This is a genomic window from Mesorhizobium sp. WSM4833 (assembly GCF_055811095.1).
Genome location: NZ_JBVVQG010000009.1, coordinates 271,762 through 294,394 on the forward strand (window position 1 = coordinate 271,762; position 22,633 = coordinate 294,394).

General features: G+C 62.7%; 19 protein-coding genes. 11 read left to right on the plus strand and 8 right to left on the minus strand.

Going from position 1 to position 22,633, the window contains the following annotated elements; genetic code table 11:
• Positions 1–9: 9 nt before the first annotated feature.
• The 3 genes from repC (at position 10) to AC0L2D_RS20455 (ending at position 2,314) form a co-directional block, all read left to right on the plus strand.
• Entirely contained in the window at positions 10–1,215 is a 1,206-nt protein-coding gene (gene repC, locus AC0L2D_RS20445; protein WP_127369049.1) for a plasmid replication protein RepC, read from the plus strand.
• Between the two features lie 194 nt (positions 1,216–1,409).
• The gene (locus AC0L2D_RS20450) at positions 1,410–1,799 is read left to right on the plus strand and encodes an MbcA/ParS/Xre antitoxin family protein (protein WP_473542144.1); all 390 of its coding nucleotides are present in this window, start codon (positions 1,410–1,412) and stop codon (positions 1,797–1,799) included.
• On the plus strand, positions 1,796–2,314 hold the full coding sequence (locus AC0L2D_RS20455; protein ID WP_473542146.1) for an RES family NAD+ phosphorylase: 519 nt from the start codon (positions 1,796–1,798) through the stop codon (positions 2,312–2,314). The genes AC0L2D_RS20450 and AC0L2D_RS20455 overlap by 4 nt, the downstream gene beginning before the upstream one ends.
• 23 nt (positions 2,315–2,337) lie before the next feature.
• Here AC0L2D_RS20455 and AC0L2D_RS20460 read toward each other — a convergent pair whose 3' ends face one another.
• Entirely contained in the window at positions 2,338–3,510 is a 1,173-nt protein-coding gene (locus AC0L2D_RS20460; RefSeq protein ID WP_224673565.1) for a site-specific integrase, read from the minus strand.
• Positions 3,511–3,634: 124 nt separating this feature from the next.
• Here AC0L2D_RS20460 and AC0L2D_RS20465 point away from each other — a divergent pair, with 124 nt between their 5' ends.
• Both AC0L2D_RS20465 and scpB read left to right on the plus strand, forming a co-directional pair.
• Positions 3,635–4,588: a DUF1403 family protein gene (locus AC0L2D_RS20465; RefSeq protein WP_473542148.1), complete on the plus strand. Its 954-nt coding sequence runs from the start codon at positions 3,635–3,637 to the stop codon at positions 4,586–4,588.
• Between the two features lie 2 nt (positions 4,589–4,590).
• On the plus strand, positions 4,591–5,313 hold the full coding sequence (gene scpB / locus AC0L2D_RS20470) for an SMC-Scp complex subunit ScpB (protein ID WP_013525335.1): 723 nt from the start codon (positions 4,591–4,593) through the stop codon (positions 5,311–5,313).
• A gap of 37 nt (positions 5,314–5,350) precedes the next feature.
• Here scpB and AC0L2D_RS20475 read toward each other — a convergent pair whose 3' ends face one another.
• The 4 genes from AC0L2D_RS20475 to AC0L2D_RS20490 form a co-directional block, all read right to left on the minus strand.
• On the minus strand, positions 5,351–5,875 hold the full coding sequence (locus AC0L2D_RS20475) for an RES family NAD+ phosphorylase (protein WP_027163175.1): 525 nt from the start codon (positions 5,873–5,875) through the stop codon (positions 5,351–5,353).
• Positions 5,872–6,258, minus strand: a complete 387-nt coding sequence (locus AC0L2D_RS20480) for a hypothetical protein (RefSeq protein ID WP_013525337.1) — start codon at positions 6,256–6,258, stop codon at positions 5,872–5,874. The genes AC0L2D_RS20475 and AC0L2D_RS20480 overlap by 4 nt, the downstream gene beginning before the upstream one ends.
• 335 nt (positions 6,259–6,593) lie before the next feature.
• A complete protein-coding gene (locus AC0L2D_RS20485) occupies positions 6,594–7,091 on the minus strand; it encodes an N-6 DNA methylase (protein WP_366216727.1) in 498 nt (165 codons plus the stop codon).
• 4 nt (positions 7,092–7,095) lie between these two features.
• Positions 7,096–7,344 (minus strand): N-6 DNA methylase, encoded by a 249-nt coding sequence (locus tag AC0L2D_RS20490; protein ID WP_198032133.1) that lies wholly within the window; start codon positions 7,342–7,344, stop codon positions 7,096–7,098.
• A gap of 456 nt (positions 7,345–7,800) precedes the next feature.
• Here AC0L2D_RS20490 and AC0L2D_RS20495 point away from each other — a divergent pair, with 456 nt between their 5' ends.
• The gene (locus AC0L2D_RS20495; protein WP_164920107.1) at positions 7,801–12,213 is read left to right on the plus strand and encodes an autotransporter domain-containing protein; all 4,413 of its coding nucleotides are present in this window, start codon (positions 7,801–7,803) and stop codon (positions 12,211–12,213) included.
• A 74-nt stretch (positions 12,214–12,287) separates the two neighbouring features.
• Positions 12,288–13,334, plus strand: a complete 1,047-nt coding sequence (locus tag AC0L2D_RS20500) for a hypothetical protein (protein ID WP_013525339.1) — start codon at positions 12,288–12,290, stop codon at positions 13,332–13,334.
• A gap of 150 nt (positions 13,335–13,484) precedes the next feature.
• Here the strand turns inward: AC0L2D_RS20500 and AC0L2D_RS20505 are convergent, their stop codons facing one another.
• From AC0L2D_RS20505 to AC0L2D_RS20515, 3 genes are all read right to left on the minus strand, one after another.
• The gene (locus tag AC0L2D_RS20505; protein WP_164778385.1) at positions 13,485–14,111 is read right to left on the minus strand and encodes a LysE family transporter; all 627 of its coding nucleotides are present in this window, start codon (positions 14,109–14,111) and stop codon (positions 13,485–13,487) included.
• Positions 14,112–14,242: 131 nt separating this feature from the next.
• Positions 14,243–15,352: a helix-turn-helix transcriptional regulator gene (locus AC0L2D_RS20510; protein WP_244507013.1), complete on the minus strand. Its 1,110-nt coding sequence runs from the start codon at positions 15,350–15,352 to the stop codon at positions 14,243–14,245.
• A 74-nt stretch (positions 15,353–15,426) separates the two neighbouring features.
• Positions 15,427–16,569 carry a helix-turn-helix transcriptional regulator gene (locus tag AC0L2D_RS20515; RefSeq protein WP_013525342.1) on the minus strand — a complete coding sequence of 381 codons (1,143 nt, stop codon included), beginning with the start codon at positions 16,567–16,569 and terminating at the stop codon, positions 15,427–15,429.
• A gap of 294 nt (positions 16,570–16,863) precedes the next feature.
• On the opposite strand from AC0L2D_RS20515, the gene AC0L2D_RS20520 reads away from it, so the two are divergent.
• From AC0L2D_RS20520 to AC0L2D_RS20535, 4 genes are all read left to right on the plus strand, one after another.
• Positions 16,864–18,216, plus strand: a complete 1,353-nt coding sequence (locus tag AC0L2D_RS20520; RefSeq protein WP_013525343.1) for a YadA-like family protein — start codon at positions 16,864–16,866, stop codon at positions 18,214–18,216.
• 175 nt (positions 18,217–18,391) lie between these two features.
• Positions 18,392–18,898 carry a hypothetical protein gene (locus AC0L2D_RS20525; RefSeq protein WP_245268661.1) on the plus strand — a complete coding sequence of 169 codons (507 nt, stop codon included), beginning with the start codon at positions 18,392–18,394 and terminating at the stop codon, positions 18,896–18,898.
• Positions 18,899–19,723: 825 nt separating this feature from the next.
• Complete coding sequence (locus AC0L2D_RS20530; protein WP_013525345.1) at positions 19,724–22,159, plus strand: hybrid sensor histidine kinase/response regulator; 2,436 nt, start codon at positions 19,724–19,726, stop codon at positions 22,157–22,159.
• Between the two features lie 5 nt (positions 22,160–22,164).
• Positions 22,165–22,542 carry a response regulator gene (locus tag AC0L2D_RS20535; RefSeq protein WP_013525346.1) on the plus strand — a complete coding sequence of 126 codons (378 nt, stop codon included), beginning with the start codon at positions 22,165–22,167 and terminating at the stop codon, positions 22,540–22,542.
• Positions 22,543–22,633: the final 91 nt, after the last annotated feature.

Genomic DNA, 22,633 nt, shown 5'->3' on the forward strand with positions numbered 1-22,633 from the left:
GCGAGGGAAATGGAGAGTGGGTTTGCGACGACGCCCTTTGGGCGGCGGCCGATGACGCTTGCGTTGGTGAAAGCCAACACGGCGTCAAGGCAGATACCTCAGGGGTCTGTCGTCGAGAAATGGCAGGTTTATCGGTGGCTGTGCGAGGGCAAGTCGATTGTCGGCGTCGGCGATCGCGCCCTGGCGGTGCTCAGCGGGCTTTTGACGTTTTATCCAGACGACCAGATCAGCGAGGAAAACGGGTTGATGGTCTTTCCGTCCAACGCTCAGCTATCGCTGCGGGCGCACGGCATGGCCGATTCCACGCTGCGCAGGAACCTGGCGGAACTGGTAAGTTGCGGCCTCATCATCCGCAGGGACAGCGCCAACGGCAAAAGATTTGCCCGCAAAGGGCCGGGCGGGGCTGTGGTGGAGGCCTTCGGCTTCTCCCTGGCCCCGTTGATCACCAGGGCAGCGGAGTTTCAGCAGGCGGCCGACCAGGTTCGAGCCGACGGTCGGGCGCTCAGACTGATGAGGGAGCGCATCACGCTGCACCGCCGCGACATCCATAAGCTGATCGAGGCCGCTGTCGAGGAGGATGTGCCCGGGGACTGGGGAACGCTGTGGAAGCGGTTCCGGGCCATTGTGGACGCAATTCCACGCCGGGCAGGCCTGTCGGAGCTGGAAGGGGTCGTCGCCGAGCTGGTAGAGCTGCACGAAGCGGTCAACAAGATGCTGGAAAGCTTCACAAATGCCAAGAATCCTAGCGGCAATGAGTCCCATAATGAGCGGCAGCAATCTGATTCAAACACAGACTCCACTTTTGTATTTGAACCGGCTTTCGAGAAAAGCAGGGCGGAGGCCGAGCCAACATCCCACCCGCCCGAGAAGCCGAAAGGCTACCCGATTGGACTGGTGCTGCGGGCCTGTCCCGATATTGCCGACTATGCCGTCAACGGGATCGGAAGCTGGCGCGACTTGATGATGACCGCCGCCCAGGTGCGAGGGTACCTTGGCGTGTCGCCTTCAGCCTATGAGGAGGCTTGCCATGTGATGGGCCAGGAAGTTGCCGCGATCGTGATCGCCTGCATTCTGCAAAGAGCGCAGCATATCAACTCGGCTGGCGGTTATCTGCGCGTGCTGACCGAAAAGGCAAAAGCGGGTGAGTTTTCTGTTGGACCTATGCTCATGGCGGCGCTGAAAGCCAATGGCGCGTCAGCACGGATGACCGGATGAGCATGGGCAAGGCAAGATATCGCGGGGCAGCGGCGTAAGGATGTGGCCGGTGCTGTTGAGGTGGCCTGGCACATTCCCACCTGTCGGCGGCGTTTGCGGCGCGGCCACTGAGCGGGTTCGTTCTTGAAAACAGTCTAGAAGTGCCATATCTTTTGCACACGAAATATGACTCCCGATATGGTAGGATGAACACCATGGGCCAGGCACTCAAGATAGCCGAGCAGAATGGACCTCTCATCTTGTCCTACATGGACCGGAATGGGAAGATTGCGATTGGGCAGGTCGCGGACGGTTTTGGCATGTCCAAAGGCCAGTTGGCCCAGACTGCAGGTCTTGCGCGCGAGACGCTTTATCGGTCAGAGCGTAGCGCCACGGTAAAGGCCCAGGGGCGTCTGCGAGAAATGCTCGAGATCATCAGCCGGGTGACGGATTGGGCGGGTGGCAAGGAGCAGGCGATGGCCTGGTATCGGGCTCAGCCGCTTCCGGCATTTGGGGGACGCACCGCTGAGGCGCTGGTGAAGGACGGCAAGGCAGCAGCGGTCCGTGATTATCTCGATCACATGGCCGTTGGCGGGTTTGCGTGAGGTTCGTCGGAACCTGCTACCGCGCACATGATCCACGTTGGGCATTCAAGCCGACTTCCGGCGAAGGAGCGGCGATCCGAGGGGCTCGATTCAATCCCAGAGGCGTGCCGGCGCTCTATCTGGCGCTGACCATCATGACAGCGATCAAGGAAGCCAACCAGGGCTTCGCACAGCGGATCGATCCCTGCGTGCTTTGCTCCTATGAGATCGATTGTGACGACATCGCGGATCTGACAACGGAAGAGCGGAGAGGAGAGTTTTCTGTGACGCTCGAAGAGATGGCCTGTGCCTGGGCGACGGCTCTCAGCAACGGAGAACGTCCAGCGTCCTGGTCCATCTATGAGCGGTTGCAACCCCGAAATATTGCCGGCATCGTGGTTCCGAGCTTCGCGCCGGGGGCCGAGATGGAGGATCGCAATCTGGTCCTTTGGAACTGGGGCCCCGATCTCCCGCACAAGGTGGCTGTATTCGACCCCAGTGGTCGGCTGCCGAGGGATCAGCTGTCTTGGCGATAGACCGATCCGCCAGGGGAGGGGGCCTACAGTCCACTGGCCCTGGTGAGATTGACGCGAAACTGGTCCCTGCGCCGCTGGTACCGGCGGGTCATTTCGGCCGACGTATGGCCAAGCTGCTTTTGAACGTAACGCTCGTCGACCTCAGCCGATGAGGCAAGACCGGCGCGCAAGGAATGACCGGAAAATTTCTCTGCACGATCGCCTTCGGACAGGTCGCCACGAACCCCGGCTGCGAGGGCGCTGCGTTTGACCAGCCGCGCCACTTCCTGGTCGTTGAGCCGCTCGGCTGCAACTGCTTTGCCGTTTCCGGTGACGCGTCGAAACAACGGCCCATGGCCGACCCTCGCCAGTTTCAGCCAGGTTTGCACCGCCACAACCGGGCATGTGGCATCGGACGAGCCACGGCCGATCTCGACCTCGCGCCAGCCGGTCTTTCCGCGCAATGCGACGAGAACGCCTTTGTCCAAAACCTCGATCCAGCCGCGGCCGTCCTGGGTTTGGTCCCTGGCAACGTCCAGGCCAACGATTTCAGAACGCCGCAGGCCGCCGGCGAAACCCAACAGGAGCATGGCGCGGTCGCGCAGGCCGCGCAACGTTCCACGGTCAAGGGTCTCGAGCATGGCAATCAGGTCTTCAGTCAGAATGGCTTCCTTTTGCCGGGGAGGGGAGGCGTGAGTGTTGCGAATGCCGGCCAGCACAGTGGCGATATGCCGGTCCTTCCTGTCCAATGGCTGGCCACGCTGAGAAAAATTCCAGGTGATCGAGGAGAGACGTCGCTCGATGGTCGAGACGGCGTTCGGCTTCTTGTCGCCCGTCACCTTACCGGACGCGCAGGCCGTGATGTAAAGGCCAACGACCTGCGGGTCGGGCGGCAACACATCGAGATGCTGGCGGCGCGCCCAGGCGCAAAAATGCTTCCAATCGGCGGCGTAGGCGCGCCGGGTGTTCGCCGAGCTTGCTGCCTCGACGTAATCGCGCGCGCGCTCGGCGAGCCCTTCCAGGTGCGCCGGCAGGGGAGGGGCGTTTTGCGGCTCGCAGGGTGCCTGCGCCATTTCCATGACGATATCGACAATATCAGGCAAGTCGTCAGCTGGAGGCGAGGGAGGGGAGGTGCTGGCGATCGCGGTCGTGCTGTGGGACGGCGCTTTGCTCTCCTCAGGACGATTTTCGCGGCTCAGGTCGACGATAGGGGCCATTCTGCTAGCATGGCTTGTAACGAACGATAATGCAACATTATCGTTCGTTTTGTGCTTTCGACAGCCTGTGCGTTTTGGGTCGAAATTGATGGCGCAAAGCGCACGGGCGCTTTACGCTCCAATCATGATTCGCCTCGATCCCGTGACCGCCAGCCTCGCCGCGCCGCCGACCGTACCGGCCTGGGCGCTCGCGTCCGGTCGTGACGCCAGCGAGATCGACGCCGCCTTCCAGGCCGGCGCCGCCCTGGGTGCCCTCGACACGCTTGCCCGCGCGCAAGCCAGTTGGGCCGGGACCTGGCGGCAGCGGCTGGCGCTTCGCTGTGCCGCCGCCAGCATGCGGTTGGCTGGGCGCGCCGAAGACGAGGCCGCCCTGCGCGACGCCTGGCACCTGCGCCCGGCCGGCGCCGATCCCGGCCCCGCCGGCGCCATCCTTGGCGCCTGGCGGCAGTTGGCCGGGCAGCCGCCCGGTGCCAGCGCCGATCGACTCGAAAACATCGTCGGCCAGCTCGGCCTCCATTGGGAAGGCGCCGCGCTTGCCGACCTGGGCACGGAGATCGAACAAGTGGTGAGGTCGCAGCGGCCGGCGCCGTTCGCCGCGGCGGCGATCGCCGCTCACGTCGTCGCCGTACGCCCCGACTGCGAGCTTTTGGCTTGGTGGCTGGCCGACCTGGTGCTGGCGCACGGCCTGCGCTGGCCGCGGCCGGTGCCGCTGCTGATGGCGCAAGCCTTTGGGCCGACTTTTCGCGGCGAGGCCGGCGGCAAGCGCATCCGACCCGCGGACAAGAATTTTGAGCGCGCGGTCTGCGTCGCGCTGGTTCACGCGGCGGCGGACGCGTGCCGGCTGGCGGCCGAGCTGTCGCGTCGCGCGGAGCGGCTCATCGCCGTCGCACCGAAGCTCAGGGCGAAGGGGGCGGGCGATGTGATCCAAAGACTGCTCGACGACGACGCCGTCTCCGGATCGCTGACGACCAAAAGCCTGTCGCGCTTTGCGGCGCGACGCCTGTTCGAGCGGCTGCAACAGCTCGATGCCGTGCGCGAGCTTTCCGGCCGCACTACTTTTCGGCTGTTTGCGCTGTAGCGATGAGCGAAGCGTCCGCCCGCCGCAAGCCGAACGAACAGCCTGTGCTGCTCGACACCGAACTCGCCCACCTGCCGCCGGAGCTGCGCTGGCGCGAATGGATGGGCCGCGTCGAAGCGGTCATTTTTGCGGCCAGCGAACCGGTGACACGCGGTGTCCTCGCGCGGGTGGTGGGAAAAAACTGCAATCTCGAGCTGATCATCGACGACATTCGCGCCGAGCTCGCCGGCCGCCCCTACGAGCTGGTCGCGGTCGCCGGCGGCTGGCAGCACCGGACCAGACAGATCTTTGGCGACGCCATCCGCGCCGCATTCGGCACGGCAGCGGGCGAGCGGGCAAAAGAACTGTCGCAGGCGGAGGCGCTGGTTTTGATGTGCATCGCCTATTTCCAGCCGATCACGCGTGGCGAGCTGTCTTCCTTCTTCGGCAAGGAGGTGTCGCGCGACCTGATCGGTGTGCTGCGGGGGCAGGATCTCATCGCCTCGGGGCCGCGCAGTCCGCAGCCGGGCGCGCCCTATACCTATGTGACGACCAAAAATTTTCTGTCGCAATTCGGGCTCGACACGCTGCGCCAGCTGCCGGATTTCGAGGCGCTCGAGGACGCCGGGCTGCTGTCGAAGGAGAAGCTGCTGGCCGGGGATATACCGACCGGTCTTGTCCGGGGGGAGGGCGACTTCGAAGAGGGCGACCCAACGACTGGCGTCGTTGAGGATGAGGCGCTCTGAACTGATCGGAAATGGGTTGCTTACGACAGCTAGCAACTCAGGGCCATGATGACTGATCGGTCGGTAGCCGGTGATCGGGATCGTGAACCGCGACCTTATCACCGTCGACAAGATTGGCCGGAAAGATCACCAGATTGGTGCCGCCGGCGTGACGCAGCGACGGAAACAGAATACCGCGAAGCCCGGTCGTAACGACCAGGTCCGCAAGCTTCCACGATGACGGTATCTTGCTGTCGATGCGAGCGATCTGGCGCCAGGCACAATCCCATTCCTTCCAGGCACTATCCCAAACATTCGGGTCGAACCCCTGAGAAAGATCGGCGATCTCGGAAAGCGTGATCTTGTAGGCGGCAAGGGTGGCGGGCGGGGTGATGCTGGCACCCTGCTTGTATTCCTCCAACGCTGTCTGAGGCGCGCGGGACAGGTAAACGGCTTCGACGCCGGGCCGATTGAAGCGCCCGCCATCGATCGCCGCGCCCCCACCACTGGTGGGCAGGAAGGCCCATTTGGGTGTCAGATAGCGATGGAAGATCTCGTCCGGCCCGACGCGGGTGACCTTCACCCGCGCGCCCCGTTCTCGAGATCCCGGATGAAGGCCAGCACTGCTTCGACCTGGCCGCCCGCGACGAGTTCGGCCGCCGTGCGATGGCCATAGTCGGCGATCGGCTCATTGCGATACCAGTAGATCGCCTTGTCGACGTCGCCGGTGAGTTCCGTTGCGGCCGAAATCACCTTCACCATCTCGCGCATCCGACCCTGCAGTCGCTCCGACGACGGGTTACGGAGCGTGTTGCGGTGGACGCCGGTCAACTGCGCCAAGTTGGCCACCTTCACGCCCAGCGCCTGCGACAGGCGCTTCGGCGAGATATAAGGCGTGCGCGGCTCCTGCAGGCTGTCGACAAAACCTGAGACCACTTTCGATTGTGCGAGCTGTGCGTGGGTCATGACAAATCTCCGACCTCTCTCTTACGCACAATATATGCACATTCCTAGGCATAGCAAGTGAACAGAGCCCGACGCCATTTCCAGCGCACTGCTTGTGCTTCCCCATCCTCGTAGCGGATGATAGCTAGCTGTGAGCTAGCGGCAGCAATGCGCCTCATTACCGCCGTACAAGCCAACATCGATATAGACCGAAAGCGGACGTGGGAAATCAGCAGCTCTCAAGGCGCACCGGCGCGCTGCTTGATGGTCGATTCGAGCCTGCTTCGCTGTCGCTGCGCGAACTGCTTCTGACCAAGTCTTCATTGGCGGCTATTAGATCGATTTCGAGCTCATCCTCAGCCGTTCTGATGTAGCGGGAAATATTGAGGTTGTGACCCTCGTCGGCGATACGATCGATGCTGACGCGCTTGGAATAGGTCCTCCTCCTTACGGAACTTGTAGGTTTCGATGATCTTGCCGATATGGTCCGTTGTCCCGTTCTTGCCATCCCCTAATTTGTTCTGACGCTTGTCCTTCAAAAAGTGCTCGGCTGCGTTGATGAAGAGAACATCGTCGGGCTTCTTACACTTCTTCAGAACAAGGATGCAGACCGGGATACCCGTCGAATAGAACAGGTTGGCGGGCAGTCCGATGACGGCGTCGATGTGACCGTCCTTCAGCAGCTTGGTTCGAATGCGCTCTTCCGCCTCACCTCTGAACAGCACCCCGTGGGGGAGGATAATGGCCATTACGCCTTCATCCTTCAGGTAGTGGAAACCGTGCAACAGGAAGGCAAAGTCCGCGGCCGACTTGGGCGCCAGCCCATAGTTCTTGAACCGCACATCGTCGCCCATCGCCTCAGTCGGATCCCAGCGCAAACTGAAGGGCGGGTTGGCCACAAATGGCATCGAAGGAAGGCTTCTTTGCAGGATTCAATTCGCGCAGGATGTCCCAGTCATTGGAAAGCGTATCGCCGTGGTAGATCTCGAATTCAGTGTCCTTCACGCCATGCAGCAGCATGTTCATGCGCGCGAGGTTGTAGGTGGTGATGTTCTTTTCCTGCCCGTAGATTCTGCCGATGCCGTGCGGCCCCATGCGCTTGCGCACGTTCAGCAGCAGCGAGCCGGAGCCGCACGCGAAGTCGAGGCGCAGATCACCCGGTCTCTCTGGAGCGAATATTCGCCAAACCGGAAGCCGCCGGCAGAGCCGGCTCGTGGCGTTGTTGAAAGGGGCGTAGGCATTGTGCGGACAGAGCTCTGACGGGTGGCGTCAGCTCTGCCTGCCACTATTTTCACCTTGGTCGATAATTAGCACAACAGAATATGTGGCCAGCCGGCAACAAGCCGGCCAGCAATCTATTGCTTACCCACAAACCGACGAACAGTCGTCATATGACGACTGTTCGGTCCACGGCCTTGGCCGCAGTCTCCGCCGCATTCGAGAATTCGACGGGAACTGAGCGTGATGGCAAGAATGATCGGGCACAGGCAGGCTGTTCTTTCGCCTTCGATTCCGGGAAAGGCTTCCACGAATTCGGCTTTGCGGTGGAAGCTGCGTTCTCAAGTGAGCCGGCTTGCACTGCGATCCGCTGTTGGCGTTGCCGCAGCTGCGGGCGCGACCCTGCTGGCACCGGGACAGGCCTGGTCGGCTTGCTTCGTTGTTGGCGCCACGATCCAATGCGACAATACCACCACCATCGACACGACGTATCCTGATAACCCGCCCAATGACCGAGCTTACTCTGGTGCCATCGCAACACCGATCATCCTCAACATCGATGCAGGAACGACGGTAAGCGGCAATGGCCTCGCAGTTTCCAACACTGGCGCCGGTGGTCTCAACGTCACCAACAATGGCACGATCAGCATTGATGCCGGCAACATGCCAACAGCTGGCGGCACCGCGGCGCTCTCGCTCTCGGCAGCCGGCGGCGTGATCACCTACACGGGTGGGAGCATCATCAACAACGGCACCGGCAATGCCTTCGATGCGGCGCAGACGGGAGGTGCCGGTTCGGTCGACATCAACATCGCCGCAAGTGTCTCTGCGGCAACAGGCGAAGGCATCACCGTCCGCGACGTAGCGACCAGCACCGGCGTTTCGGTCAAGACCAACAATGTCAGCGCGCTGGCGTTTGGCAAGGACGCGATCGATGCGCAGAGCCAGTCGCTGACCGGCAACATCGCGGTGACCGCCAATGGCGACCTTCAGGCGGGTAACGCCGGTTTGGTGGCGGTGATCGTTCCAGGTGCGGCAACCGGCAATATCGAGGTGACCACCAATGGGTCGATTGACGCCCGGTTCGGCATCGACGCCGAGAATCTCGGCACGGGCAGGACGACGGTGGTCGCAGGGGGTCCAATTGCCGCGACCACCGGCAACGGCATCTTTGCCGCATCGGTCGGCAGCCATGTAATAGTGGCAGCGCGCGATGTCACCGCCACCGGCAACACGGCGATCGTAGCCTGGCACGCCGGAGCTGGCGCGGGCGCGGTTGACATGAGCGCGAACAATGTCTCCGGCACGACGGGCATCGTGGCCACCAACAATGGCACAGGCACGGTTGGCGTCACTGCCACCGGCACGATCACCGGCACCCTCGCCGAGGGTATTGTGGCGACCGGTAACAATGCAGTGAGCGTAAGCGTCCTCGAGGCAGTGACCGGGGCGACCAACGGCCTGACCCTGATCGGCGGGACCGGCGGCGGCGGCGACATCTCGGTGACCGGCGTCGGCGGCTTCGTCGGCGGGACCGGCGACGCGGCGAACATCCTCAACAACGGCGCCGGCACCCTCACGGTCGACATTGCGGGCGCGAGCAACTCCACCGGCGGCCATGGCATCTACGTTCGCGATACAGCCCTTGGCGGCGACATTGGCGTCACCACAGGTGCCGTGAGCGCGCTGGCCGGAACCGCAATCGACGTGCAGACCCGGTCGGAGACCAGCAATCTCGACGTGACGGCCAACGGCGCAATCGATGGCCGCAGCGGGATTTCCGCCGTAAACTTGGGCGGGGGCACGCTCACGGTGACGGCGGCTGGTCCGGTCACCGCGACTGGCGGCGGCAGTGGCGGCATCTTTGCGCAGGGCAGTGGCGGCAATATCAAGGTGACTGCGGGCGACGTCACCGCCACCGGGTTTGCAGGCATCACCGCCCAAATGGTCTTCGCAGCGACTGCGGCCACGGTCGATGTGACCACAGGCAATGTCTCTGGCACGAGGGGCATCGCCGCGACCACTGGCGGCACGGGCGCGATCACCGTCACCACGGCCGGCATGATCACCGGCACCCTCTCCGAGGGCATTCTGGCGGCCGGCGGCGGCGCAGTGACAGTGAATGCCGCCAACACGGTGACCGGCGCGACCGATGGCCTGGAGCTGATCGCCGGCACCGGCGGCGCTGGCGATATCTTGGTCACCGGCGCCGGCGGTTTCGCCGGCGGCAGCGGCGATGCAGCCAACATCCTCAACAATGGTTCCGGCACGGTCAGCGTCAACATCTCAGGCGCCAGCAGCTCGATGGCAGGCAAAGGCATTGTGGTGCGCGATACCGCCGCAGGCGGCGCCATCACTGTCACCACCGGCGCGGTAACGGCGCTGGCCGGCAGCAAGGACGCCATCGATATCCAGGCGCAGTCGACGACCGGCAATGTCACGGCGCTGGCGAACGGCGACATTAAGTCGGGCAATGCCGGCATCGTCACCGCGATCTTCCCAGCTGCCGCAACTGGCAACATCAACGTGACGGCCAATGGTGCCATCGGCGCACGATTCGGCGTCGACGCGGAGAACTTAGGCTCCGGCTCGACGACGGTGAAGACGGTCGGTCCGGTAACCGCGACGTCGGGCAATGGTGTCTACGCGCGCACCACCGGCGGCAGTGTGTTGGTGAACGCCGGCGCGGTGTCCTCAACGGGCAATACGGCGATCATCGCGCGTCAGACCAACGCGGCGGGCGCCGGCACAGTTGGTGTGACGACCACCGGCGCGGTGTCGGGCCTGACCGGCATCGAAGCGACTAATAGCGGCACCGGCACGGTCACGGTGACTGCCAACAGCGCGGTCACCGGCACTGCCGCCGAAGGCATCAAGGCAACCGGCGCCGGCGTGGTGAACGTCAATGTTGCCGGCACGGCCAGCGGCGTAGCGCGCGGTGTGACGGTGACGGGTTCCAGCGGCACCATCACCAATACGTCGGTTGGTACGATCCGCAACAGCTCCGGGCTGCTGACCGACTCAGCGCTCGTGGCCACCGGCGGGCCGTTCGTCCTTGCCAACGCAGGTTTCATCACCGGTACGGTGACCTTTGGCGCTGCTGCTGACACATTCAACAACAACGGCACTTGGCGCACGGCGGGCGGCACCAGCGATTTCGGCGGCGGCGGCGGCGGCGACACGATGACCAATGGTCCCGGGAGCATCGTCGATGCTGCCGGAGTGGGCGGTATCGCGACAACCAACTTCACCAACCTGGCGATGTTCGTGAATCAAGGCCGCACGACGGTGGTCAACGGCTTCGCCGGCGATGTGCTCAACACGAGCGGCAATGCGCAGTTCGATGGAAGCTCGATCTATGCGGTCGATATCGGGGGCCTCAATCAATCGGACAAGTTTGTCTCGACTGGCACGACGACGCTGGCTGCCGGTTCCACTCTTGAAGTCCATATGGTGGGCAACCTGCAAGTCGGCGCGCAATACAAGGTGCTCACCGCCGACGGCGGCTTGACCGGCGAATTCGGTTCGGTGACCGGCGTCACCAATACCGCATTCCTGTCGGTGACCGACACCTACGACGCCAACAACGCCTATCTCGACGTGGCCAAGGTGCGTGACTTCGCCGATGCCGGGCTGACGCCGAACCAGATCGCCACGGGCGAAGGGCTGGACAGGCTGACTAGCGGGGCTGTGTTCGGCGCCGTCGCCGGGTTGGCCACCGATGCCGAGGCACGCACTGTCTTCGACCAGCTGTCTGGCGAAATCCATGCCTCGGCCAAGGGCATGCTGGTCGAGGACAGCCGCTTCGTCCGCGATGCCGCGACCAGCCGTGTCCGCGCCGCCTTCGGCGATGTTGGCACCGCAGCACTTCCCGTCATGGCCTATGGCGAGGGTGGCCCCGAGATGGTCGCCGCCGACACCGATCGCTTTGCCGTCTGGGGCCAGGCTTTCGGGTCCTGGGGCAACACCGACAGCGACGGCAACGCCGCCGCTTTCGATCGTTCGACGGGGGGCCTGCTGGCGGGCGCCGACACGCTGGTGGGCGGCTGGCGTGTCGGTCTGCTTGGCGGTTACAGCCATGCGAACTTCGATGCCGATGATCGCAGCTCCAGGGGCGACGCCGACAACTCCCATCTCGGTCTCTATGGCGGCACCAACTGGGGCGCCATCGCTTTCCGAACCGGTGCGGCCTACAGCTGGAGCAGCCTGTCGACAAAACGCTCGGTCGCCTTCAACGGATTTGCCGATCAACTTTCGGCCGACTATGACGCCGGCACCGCGCAGATCTTCGGCGAACTTGCCTACAAGGTCGGTAGCAGCGGGCCCGATGCCGAGGGCTTCAAGTTCGAGCCCTTCGTCAATCTCGCCTATGTCAGCGTGCACACCGACGGCTTTACCGAAAAGGGCGGCGCGGCAGCGTTGACCAGCGCGGGTTCCACCACCGACGCCACCTTCACCACGCTCGGCCTGCGCGGCTCGACCGGTTTTGCGCTCGGCAACATCAATGCGACAGCGCGCGGCATGCTCGGCTGGCGGCACGCTTTCGGCGATACCACGCCGCTGTCGACGGTCGCCTTTGCCGGCAGCGATGCCTTCACCATCGCCGGCGTGCCGATCGCCACGGACAGCGCCGTGATCGAGGCCGGCATCGACCTCAAAATGTCGGCCAATGCGACGCTCGCCCTGTCCTATTCGGGACAGTTCGGCGGTGGCGCTGTCGACAATGGCGCTAAGCTCGATCTCGCGGTGAAATTCTGACGGCGAGAGGTGGCGATCATCAGGAAGCGCCGTCACCTTGGTTGCAAGATTAGCCAGAGACTGATGGAGGCAGCATGGTCAAGTCGATGGGCGATTTCCACACGAAGCATGAAAGCGGCTTTACGCCAACAGAGGGGTGTAAACTGCCGTTCGACGCGGACATTCTGGAAGGTGAGGCCAAGGCGCGAAAGCAATTGCTTGGCCATCAGAACGCTTTCCTTTCCAAGCCCAAACGGTCCGCCAAAGACGTCGACGATCTGATCGAACAGATGGTCGCGTTCGACAAGATCCGGTCCGGGCACTATTGGCGAGAATATCGAACGGATCTGATCGCGCGGAACGTGCGTTCGGCGGTTGGCGAAGCAGGATCCATGCTTGATCTGGGCAAGTTGTCGCCACGACCGGCGACCAGCACAGTCATGATACCGCGCCTCAAATTGCCGGACTTCGACCCCGTTCCTTTTGGTCCGGTCGAACGGGGGGAGCGACAGATCATCGACCTGAGCTCGGTGGCTCGAGGAACCTACTTCGACAAGTGGTTCAACTACAATGGGCGCTGGACGCTCACCCAACTCTTCGATCACGCCGTGACTGATCCGGTACCCCTGTCAATGGATTTCGTCAGCGCCAACAATTTGGACCCATACGATGCGGATGGCCTGTGGGCTGCGAGCGAAACCGGCGTCTGGTTCACCTATGTGCCTGATATCGACGGCTACGTAACGCTTTTCTGGCTATCGGACCCACTTACCTATCGCCTGTTCACACAATACTCTCCGCGCGACGCGGACGGTTGGGCGAATGGTTGGCTCTCGGTGGAAGGGGTTGTCGGCATCTGGACACAAAATTCATTCGCAGGGCGCGACTATGTCGAGATAGCGAGCAGCAACGGCAATGCGCATGACACGCTGCAGGCAACCGGCGTCCTTTTCATTCACAACAGCACATACCCCGTCCAAGCCGGGAAACCGGTCAATGTGCTGATCGGAACGCGGTCGAACATATTTGGTGTCTGCGACGGAACTGGGATTAATTTCGGAGCGGGCGTTGTCGCGCGGATTGACCAGCCCATCTCCGTCTTCACACGAGCGGACCGGGAGCCATATTCGCCGTTCTATTAAACCGCGCAGGCGAGCCGATCTTCGGGGACTGGAGATCGTCGGGAGTGCGTCGCTAATCGCCGATGGCGCGAGTGCGGCCCGGTCGTCGCTTGCCGTCCTAGCAAATTGCAGTGAGCGCGACCCTGTCCAGTCCAGACACCGCTACATGTTTTAGCCCTTCAACGACCCAAGCGCGGCGAAGCCGAGCGCCACCAGGGCACCTCCCAGGACGATATCCGCATGCTTTCGGAAACGTCTGTAGAACCGCTGTGTTACAGGTTGGGAAATGCAAAGGCCAAGAAGACCAAACCAGGCGATCGCAATGGCAAACACCAATGCGACCACGGTTAGGTAAGTCGCCCCGCGGAGATTTAAGTTCAGCGTTGAAGAGGCGAAAAATATTGCAGTTGCGGGATTTGCCACCGCAGTGACAAAACCCAGCCGGAAGTGCCGAACGTTTGCGACCGGTTTCGGCTCATCCGGTCCCGTCTTGATCGACCAAGCTCGCCGCATCGAGTTCCATCCAATGAGGACCAGCAGTGCGCCGTAGAGGCTGGCGGCTATCTGATGCGCGATGCCCTCGTGCGGCAATGAACCGACCCCCGTCGCGACGACGGCCGCCAGCGAACTTGCGCCAAGGGCGATACCGGCGGCAGCGGAAAGCGCCGTAGCACGCGACGCGGTCAGCCCGGCCTGCGCAACGACGGCAAAATTGGCACCCGGCAGCATTGCCACGAGCGTATAGGAAACGGCAAACGGAAATAATCCGGCCGCGACAACGTATCCGGTTTCCATCATTGATTGGCCCCGCATCATCAACGACCTGCCCTACTTCATGGCTGGCCACTGCAAACCTAGCCAAAATCTGGCCGAAAGACGCGGCCCCGAACAATCGGCAAATGCCGACTGTTAGATTTTTTGTTCGGGAATTACCGGCCACGGCCGCTGAGCGGCTCGGTACTTTTGAGCAGCGCGACCAGTTCGCTCTGCTGCCGGGTCCGGGTCTTGGAGAAAATCCGTTCGAGATAGGTGCGGCAGGTCTTCACGGTAATGTGGGAAAGGGCCGCGGCTTCCTTTAGAGACCGCCCCGATGCCAATGCCGTTGCAAGCCTCGCTTCGGCGGGTGTCAGGTCAAACAGGCTGCGAACATGTAGCTCGAAGCCATCGGGAGTGCGCCGGGCGACCTCCGTCACCATGATCACCGCGCAGCGCTCCGACGCCAGGCCATAGGCGCGGGCATCGACGAACGGTGCGACTGACAACACCAGCCGCGTCAGATCAGATCGCTTGTGATCCGATGGCACGATCAGCGTTCCTCCGGTGCCTGGCATGGCGCCGTTCCGCAACGAGCAGGCATCGGCAACCAGCCGTTGAAGCTCCTGCGCATCTCCGGCATTGGAGGCGACTACCACACCGTGCTTCAGCGCCAGCGGACTGTCGGGCCGCGCCAGCATCGCCTCGGCGGCCTCGTTCATCTGCACGATCCGCTGATGGCCGTTGATCAGAAACACGCCGAAGGGCAGATGCGAAAAAGCCGATGCCAGCGCTGACGTATTCTCCAGCCGCCGGCCGATCTGCCCGGCGCGCAGCATGTGCGGCACGATCTTTTGCAACAGCTGGACGTCGTCGCCACCGAACGCTTCCTGCCTCAAACCGCGATGAATATCAAAAAACCAATAGGAGCCGTTGGCGGCCAGAAGATTACAGGCAAGCCCGTGATACATGTCACGCGGCCTGTACCAGTCTTGCCAGAGTTCACGGCGGCGGAAGCCGGCGCCCCCTTCCGTTACCAGCGTGCGGTCATAGACTTTGCCCACAGGCAGGGCGGCCGCGACTACGCTGATGGGATCGCGCATGTGCGCAGCGGTTACTTCGGACGAAACGAACTCGGGATCATAAACTGTTGAAACTGCGTTGCTCGTCGTTGGATCGAGCCGCACAATGCAGGAGCGCGAGCCGCCAAGGAGATCGCGCAGACCAGTCACTGCCTCGAGCCAGCGTTCCTGATCGTAGGCAGCCTCGTAGATCTGGCCGACCACGGCGGACACCGCTTCCAGGTTTGCGTCAGCCATTGGCCTCGAAATCCTTAGCACGCTCGCTGTGCATGAGCCGGCTACCCGCCGCGCCCGCTAAGCGGTTCGGTGCTCTTGAGCAGCGCAACCAGTTCGCTCTGCTGCCGGGTGCGGGTCTTGGAGAAGATACGTTCGAGATAGGTGCGGCAGGTCTTCACGGTGATGCTCGAGCTTGCCGCGGCTTCCTTCAGCGTCCGCCCGGATGCCAATGTTGCTGCGAGCCGGGCTTCGGCCGGCGTCAGGTCGAACAGGCTGCGGACATGCGTCTCGAAGCCATCGGGGATGCGCCGGGCGACCTCGGTGACCATGATCACCGCGCACCGTTCCGAGGCCAAACCGTAGGCGCGGGCGTCGACGAAGGGCGCAACCGACAGCACCAGCGGCGTCAGGTCGGAGCGCTTGTGATCCGACGGCACCATCAGCGTTCCGCCGGGTCCGGGCATGGCTCCGTCCGGCAGCGAGCAGGCATCCGCGACCAATTGTTGAAGCTCCTGCGCATCCCGGGGATTGGAGGCGACGATCGTGCCGCCATTCAGCCTCAGCGGGCTGTCAGGCCGCGCCAGCATTGCCTCGGCGGCCTCGTTCATCTGAACGATCCGCTGGTGGCCGTTGACCAGGAACACGCCGAAGGGCAGGTGGGAGAAAGCCGATGCCAACGCCGAGGTGTTCTCCAGCCGCCGGCCGATCTGCCCGGCGCGCAACATATGCGGCACGATCTTCTGCAACAGGTCGATGTCGTCGGCACCGAACGCGTCCTGCCTGGAGCCGCGGTGAATATCGAAAAACCAATAGGAGCCGTTGGATGCGAGAAGATTCGAGGCGAGCCCATGATGCATGTCGCGCGGCCTCATCCAGTCCTGCCAAAGCTCACGGCGGCGGAAGTCGGCGCCGTCTTCCGCTATCCGTGCACGGTCATAGATGTTGCCAACCGGCAGCGCAGCCACGACGGTGCTGATGGGATCCCGCATGTGTGCTGCCGCCGCCTCGGGAGTACACAGTCCCGGATCATCGACAGTCCCCACCGCGTTGAACGCCCGCTGATCAAGCCGCGCGATACAGCTTCGCGATGCCTTGAACAGGTCGCGCAGGCCGGTTACCGCACCGAGCCAGCGTTCCTGGTCGTAGGCCGCCTCATAAATCTGGCCGACCACGGCGGAGACCGCTTCGATGGTGACGTCAGCCATGGGAACTTTCCGATCCTTGGGACCATCAGGTTTCGTGAAGAAGCCTAACACACGGAAGCTCTCGCGCAAGTTGCATTGTCGCTGAAGGCGATGATGTCGCCACCGGGTCCCCTCATCGATAATTAGCAAAAATGAATATGTGACCATGCGGCAACAACCCGACCCAACAAGGAGGTAGCGGCCTCACAAAGCGAGGAACAGTCGGCATATGACGACTGTTCGCTTCATCGCCTTGTCTGCACTCTCCCGACACATCGGCAATTTGATCGGGGGTTTTTGGGCGTGGTGGCAAGAATGATCAAGCAGGCGGGCGCGCCGCGCCAACTAGAGACAGCCGCACCGTCGGATGGGAGGCGGTTCCGTCTCGCATCGAGAGACGCGAAAGCGACTGAGCAAGACAGCTCGCGCGGCGGTCCGGTCCTCGTCACCGCTTTGGCCGGCGCGATGGTTTTGGCCATCTCGGTATTTCCAGGGCATGCGTTGGCAGGTGAGTGCGCTGGCGGCCACGACACTGGCCATTCCAACAGCCTCGCCTGCGGCAATGATACCAGTATCCCTATAGGACAGGCACAGACATCTGCTGCCTTCGCCACAGCCGTCGGTCCGCACGCGTATGTGGGAGAACTCGAAGGCTCGGCCGTGGGTTATAATGCGGAGGCAGGGGCGCAGGGCACTGCCCTGGGCGCCTATTCAAAAGCGGGACTTGATATCGGCTTTCTGAGCAGCGGTGGCACGGCCATCGGCATGGGCGCCGAGGCGGGCGTAGCGGCTGATGGGCAGAACGAAGCCACTGCATTGGGTCACAACTCAACCGCCAATGCCTTGAACGCCACCGCGCTGGGCGCTGGGGCAACCGCCAATTTCTTGGCTTCCACCGCGATCGGCCAAGGCGCATCGACAACGCGCGACAACCAGGTCGCCATCGGCACGGGCGGAAACACCTACACGCTGGCCGGCGTCAATTCGCAGGCGAGCAAGGACGCGCAAGGCGCCACGACCTATCTGATGACAACGGACGGCGACGGCAATCTGGCGGCTTCAACATTCGATGTCGCGACCCTCGAAGGCCTGCCGGCACAGGTCGCCCAGAACAGCACCGACATCACCAATCTGAGCACCACGGTAAACAGTCATACAACGCAGATCACCGCTAACACCGCCGAGCTCGTCGATCATGAGACGCGCATCACCAACAACACGACGCAGATCGCGGCCAACACCACCGAACTCGCCGATCACGAGACGCGCATCACCAGCAACACCAACACGCTCACCACGCACACCACGCAGATCGCGGATCTCGACACCAGGGTAACGACCAATGCCACCAATATTGCTGCGCTCGACGGCCGCGTTGGCGCGCTTGAATCCGGCTTCCAGGATATTGGCAAGCAGATCAGCGCAAACCGCACGGAAGCCCGTGGCGGTACGGCGCTAGCCCTGGCGACGGCGGGACTGCGTTACGATGACAGGCCTGAGAAACTGTCGATCGCTGGCGGCTTTGGTCATTTCAAGGGGCAATCGGGCCTGGCGCTGGGACTTGGCTACAACACCAGTGAGGATTTTCGCCTCAACGCCGCCGTGTCGGCGACAACCAGCCGTGGCGATGTCGGCGTCAGCGTCGGAGCCTCATGGACACTGAACTGACGCGGCCGGCATGAACGGGGTTTTGGGGCTTCAGCAGATCGTGTCTTTTCAGTGGCGGGCGCCCGGTTGGCGGACCCCGGGCGCCCGCGGTTTTTTCGCTGCGTTGGCCGTCGCGCTGATGGTCGTCTCGGTGCCTGTGCAGCCCGCGCATGCGCAAAGCAGAGACAAGCGGGTGATGCAAAAGGCAGCCCATCCCGCCAGCATCGACCGCAACGGCGTGCTGATCCTCACCAGGACAACGCTGCTGGCGCTCGACCAGGCCAACAAGACCGGCAACTACACCGTGCTGCGCGATCTCGGCTCACCGAATTTTCAAGCCAACAGTGCCGCGGGGCTCGGCGACATCTTCGCCAGTCAGCGCAAGCAGGCGCTCGATTTCAGCGCCGTCGCGGTGCTCGATCCGCAACTGACCTTGCTGCCGCAGATCGAGCCGAACGGTATGCTGCACATAGCGGGGTTTTTCCCATCGGTACCGCTGCAGGTCAATTTCGAGCTGCTGTTCGAACCGGTGAACCGGCAGTGGAAAGTCTACGGTGTGTCGGTCAACCTCACGTCCGGCGGGCCGCAGGCGCCCGACACACCCGCCGCCGAGCCGCCGAAGAGGGCCGTTACAGGCCCGCCGCCGGATGGGCCCTCGATCGCCGTGCAAGCGAAGAAGGGAACCAAAGCGGTCAAGCCGTAGGAACGTGGATGCAGGCGGAGCGCTGTTCATCAATGAAGGCGCAACCGTTACCATCAGCAATGTCGACCTTTCCGGCAACGAGGCCAAGGGCGGCGTGGCCAGCAACATCCATCTTTCGTTTGGCGGCGGGTCCGGCGGCGCAGGCAAGCTTCGGGTGGCAATGACTCGGCAAGCCAGGGCGGCATTGGCGGCTCGCCCAATGGCGGCAACGGCGGGACGATGCTCGCAACGGTCGTCATAACCAATACGGCTCGATCGGCGGTGGCTTCCGCCTTATTGTAGTGGAGGTAGGGCACACCCAGCAGATGCCTTCCCAGATTTGCCCTGCGTAAATCGTCAGTGTCGGCAAGGACTAGGGGACCACCTGCTGTAACTGCCCCGGACTGCGCGAGTTGGTGAGCTAGAAGTCCGCCGATCTTTACGCGGCCGATAAGAAGTATGGCTTTGCCACCAAAATTGCCGCGCGATCCCGTGTTTCGACTATAGATGTACCCACGGGGCAAATGTTCCCACCCCTGTGTCTCACAGGCGTGCCGATTTTCGTCAAGGGCTGGTGGGGCAGGGGACGGGTTTTGGCGAACAAGGCTGTTCACGTGAAAAGGATGGATGGCGACTGTCTGCCAAAAATTGGCGGAACGCGGACTTCACTGCCCTAACCGGACCGTCGGCTTTGCGCCTCATGTCGGCCATAGATGCAGCAGCAATCAAGGTGGCCCCACCGAGCTGCCCTGATCGCGGGGTCGACCGCACCGCCGACCGGGCTGTAGCTTCTTTAGACCTCGGATAGGTTTTGGCGCTATCTATCGGAAAAAAGGAGCCGAAGTCATGATCGAGATCTGGCAGTCACTCCTCGCCAATCTTGCACTGGTCTCCATCCTCGTGGTCGCCTGGGACCTTGTGGCGGACTTCACCGGGCGCCTTTCGAAGCGGATGCAGTCGCTGCTTCTTGGCGTGGTCATGTGCGTGGGCGCGATCATTTCGATGGCGACGGCGTTGTCCGTCTCCGGCTTCGTCGTCGATCTGCGCGCCGCCTTCATTGCTGCGGCCGCGTTCTTCGGCGGATGGCCGGCAATGCTGATCGCCACGGTCGGCTCCATTGCCTATCGCGTCCATCTCGGCGGGCAGGGCGCCAGCGCCGGGGTGATGGGTATCCTCATCACCGCAATCGTCGGTATCGCGTGGCATCACATCGTCGCGGCCCGTTCGCGCACCATGTACGACATATTCGGTCTGGGCGTAACGGTCGCTCTCGCCGGGCTGATCACGCTTCTGGTCATCCCCACGCAAGCCGTCGCCGGCCTGGTGCAGCAGAGCACGTTCCCGTCGCTCGTGTTCCGCTTCCTCAGCACAATCATCATCGGCGTCCTGCTCGATCGGCAGCAGCGCCGGCGGGAGCTCTTGATGTCCAACATGACCTACCGGGCCATGGTTCGCGAACTGCCCGATTGCCTGAACATAAAGGATGTCGACGGCCGCTTCATCGCCGCCAATCCGGCCACCGCCGAAATGGTTGGCGCCACTTCAGTCGACGATCTGATCGGCAAGACGGATTTCGATTTCTATCCGAAAGAAGTCGCGGAGCGGTTCCGGCAGGATGAGATGGGCGCGCTGGAGGCAGGGCAGACGCTGCGGATCGATCAGCCGGCGCTTTTGCCGGATGGCCGGCAAGGCTGGCTCTACACGCTCAAGGCACCGTTCCGCGACGAGTCCGGCAAGATCGTCGGTGTCATCACCTACAATCGCGACATCACCGAGCAGAAACGCACCGCCCAGCTCAAGAACGATTTCATTTCCACGGTCAGCCATGAGTTGCGCACACCGTTGACCTCTATCCGGGGTTCGCTCGGCCTGATCGCGGCCGGCGTGGCCGGCGAACTGCCGCCCAAGGCCGCCAATCTCGTCAACATCGCCCATACCAATAGCGAAAGGCTGGTTCTTCTCATCAACGACATTCTGGACATGGAGAAGATCGAATCGGGCGTGATCACCTTCAAGATCAAGCAGATGCCTGTCCGCCAGGTCCTGGAGCAGGCCATTGCCGCCAGCTCCAACTACATGGCCGACAGTCGGATCAGGATCGTTCTGGTCGACGATGCCCCGCGCGCCGAGGCCAACATCGATCCGGATCGCCTGCACCAGGTGATGGCGAACCTCCTGTCGAATGCGATCAAGTTCTCGCAAACCGATGGGACCGTCACTGTGAAATTCCAGCGTCGTGACCGCGACATGCTGCGCATTTCCGTGGTGGACCAGGGCGCCGGCATCCCGGAGGCTTTCCGCAGCCGTATATTTGGAAAGTTCGAGCAGGCGGACGCCTCCAGCACCCGTAAAATTGGCGGCACCGGCCTGGGCTTGAGCATCGTCAAGTCCATCACCGAAAAGCTCGGGGGCGCCGTTTCCTTCGAAACCGAGGAAGGCCAGGGAACCTCGTTTCACGTCGACCTTCCCGAGGCGCACAGGCAGGCCGACAAGCCGGTTTTGGTCGAGCGCCGGGCGCGCAAGCGCGATGGCCGCCTGCGTGTCCTCATCTGCGAGGACGAGCCCGACATCGCTGCGGTGATCGCGGCACTTCTTGATGCGGAAGGCTTTTCCAGCGACGTCGCGCCCGATATCGACACCGCCAAGGCGCTCCTGAGCTCCCGCGACTACGTAGCGCTGACGCTCGACATCAAGCTGGCGGGGGAATCCGGCATCAAGCTCTTTCACGACTTAAGGGCATCACCGGTGAATTCCGACATTGCGGTCATCGTCATCTCCGCCGTCGCCGACGAGGCCAGGCGCTCGCTGAACGGCAGCGCCGTCGGCATCATCGATTGGCTGGAGAAGCCGGTGGACTCGAAACGGCTTCACGCCGCTCTCGCCAAGATCGTCGGCCGCAGGGTCGAGCCGAGGCCACAGGTCCTGCATGTCGAAGACGACGAGGGCGTGCTCGCGGTGATGTCGGAGGGGCTGGGCTCGGGCGTCTCGATCACATCCGCAAAGACGCTGCAGGAAGCTCGGCAGGCGGTCGCGAAGCATCGCTTCGATCTGATCATCCTGGACATTGCACTCCCCGACGGATCTGGCCTGGATCTCCTCGTCGATCTGCCGCTGGAGACCGGCGTCATCGTGTTTTCGGCGGCGGAGCTCGACCAGAAACTCGGCGATCGCGTGCAGGCGATCATGACCAAGACCAAGGCGTCGGAGATCGATGTGGCAAAGCTGGTCAGGAGCATGTTGGTTACGTCCCGAACCCGGCTTGCCGCGAACGCCAAGGAGTGATGCTGATGCGCGCAAGGATCCTCTATGTGGATGACGAGGACGATATCCGCGAAATCGCCCAGATGTCGCTGGAGCTCGAGCCGGAATTCGAGGTGCGGTCCTGTTCTTCGGGCATGCAGGCACTGGCCGATGCCGCCGAATGGCAACCCGACCTCATTCTGCTCGACGTGATGATGCCGGACATGGATGGGCCGGAGACGCTGAGGCGTCTGGCCGAGGCTGGCGCGACGGCCTCGATACCCGTGGTGTTCATCACCGCGCGCACCCAGACGCATGAGGTCGAACGCTATCTGGCAATGGGCGCGGTAGGGGTGATCGCCAAACCGTTCGACCCGCTTGCGCTTGCCCGTGAAGTCAAAAGATTGCTTCTGTCGCGCGCCTGAGTCGACGATTGACTGGCCACCGAGCGCGTTCTGGCTGCAGACTGTGCGATGCCGTTCAGGGCTCCTATACCATGTCGCCTTATTCATCTAC

What these genes read in the sequence shown, in the direction of transcription:
- AC0L2D_RS20500 (WP_013525339.1), top strand. Translation starts at nt 12,288, where the DNA reads ATGGTCAAGTCGATGGGCGATTTCCACACGAAGCATGAAAGCGGCTTT.
- AC0L2D_RS20460 (WP_224673565.1), bottom strand. Translation starts at nt 3,510, where the DNA reads ATGGCCCCTATCGTCGACCTGAGCCGCGAAAATCGTCCTGAGGAGAGC.
- AC0L2D_RS20450 (WP_473542144.1), top strand. Translation starts at nt 1,410, where the DNA reads ATGGGCCAGGCACTCAAGATAGCCGAGCAGAATGGACCTCTCATCTTG.
- AC0L2D_RS20520 (WP_013525343.1), top strand. Translation starts at nt 16,864, where the DNA reads ATGATCAAGCAGGCGGGCGCGCCGCGCCAACTAGAGACAGCCGCACCG.
- AC0L2D_RS20480 (WP_013525337.1), bottom strand. Translation starts at nt 6,258, where the DNA reads ATGACCCACGCACAGCTCGCACAATCGAAAGTGGTCTCAGGTTTTGTC.
- AC0L2D_RS20505 (WP_164778385.1), bottom strand. Translation starts at nt 14,111, where the DNA reads ATGATGGAAACCGGATACGTTGTCGCGGCCGGATTATTTCCGTTTGCC.
- AC0L2D_RS20530 (WP_013525345.1), top strand. Translation starts at nt 19,724, where the DNA reads ATGATCGAGATCTGGCAGTCACTCCTCGCCAATCTTGCACTGGTCTCC.
- scpB (WP_013525335.1), top strand. Translation starts at nt 4,591, where the DNA reads ATGAGCGAAGCGTCCGCCCGCCGCAAGCCGAACGAACAGCCTGTGCTG.
- AC0L2D_RS20515 (WP_013525342.1), bottom strand. Translation starts at nt 16,569, where the DNA reads ATGGCTGACGTCACCATCGAAGCGGTCTCCGCCGTGGTCGGCCAGATT.
- AC0L2D_RS20465 (WP_473542148.1), top strand. Translation starts at nt 3,635, where the DNA reads ATGATTCGCCTCGATCCCGTGACCGCCAGCCTCGCCGCGCCGCCGACC.
- AC0L2D_RS20485 (WP_366216727.1), bottom strand. Translation starts at nt 7,091, where the DNA reads ATGGGCGACGATGTGCGGTTCAAGAACTATGGGCTGGCGCCCAAGTCG.
- AC0L2D_RS20535 (WP_013525346.1), top strand. Translation starts at nt 22,165, where the DNA reads ATGCGCGCAAGGATCCTCTATGTGGATGACGAGGACGATATCCGCGAA.
- repC (WP_127369049.1), top strand. Translation starts at nt 10, where the DNA reads ATGGAGAGTGGGTTTGCGACGACGCCCTTTGGGCGGCGGCCGATGACG.
- AC0L2D_RS20525 (WP_245268661.1), top strand. Translation starts at nt 18,392, where the DNA reads ATGCAAAAGGCAGCCCATCCCGCCAGCATCGACCGCAACGGCGTGCTG.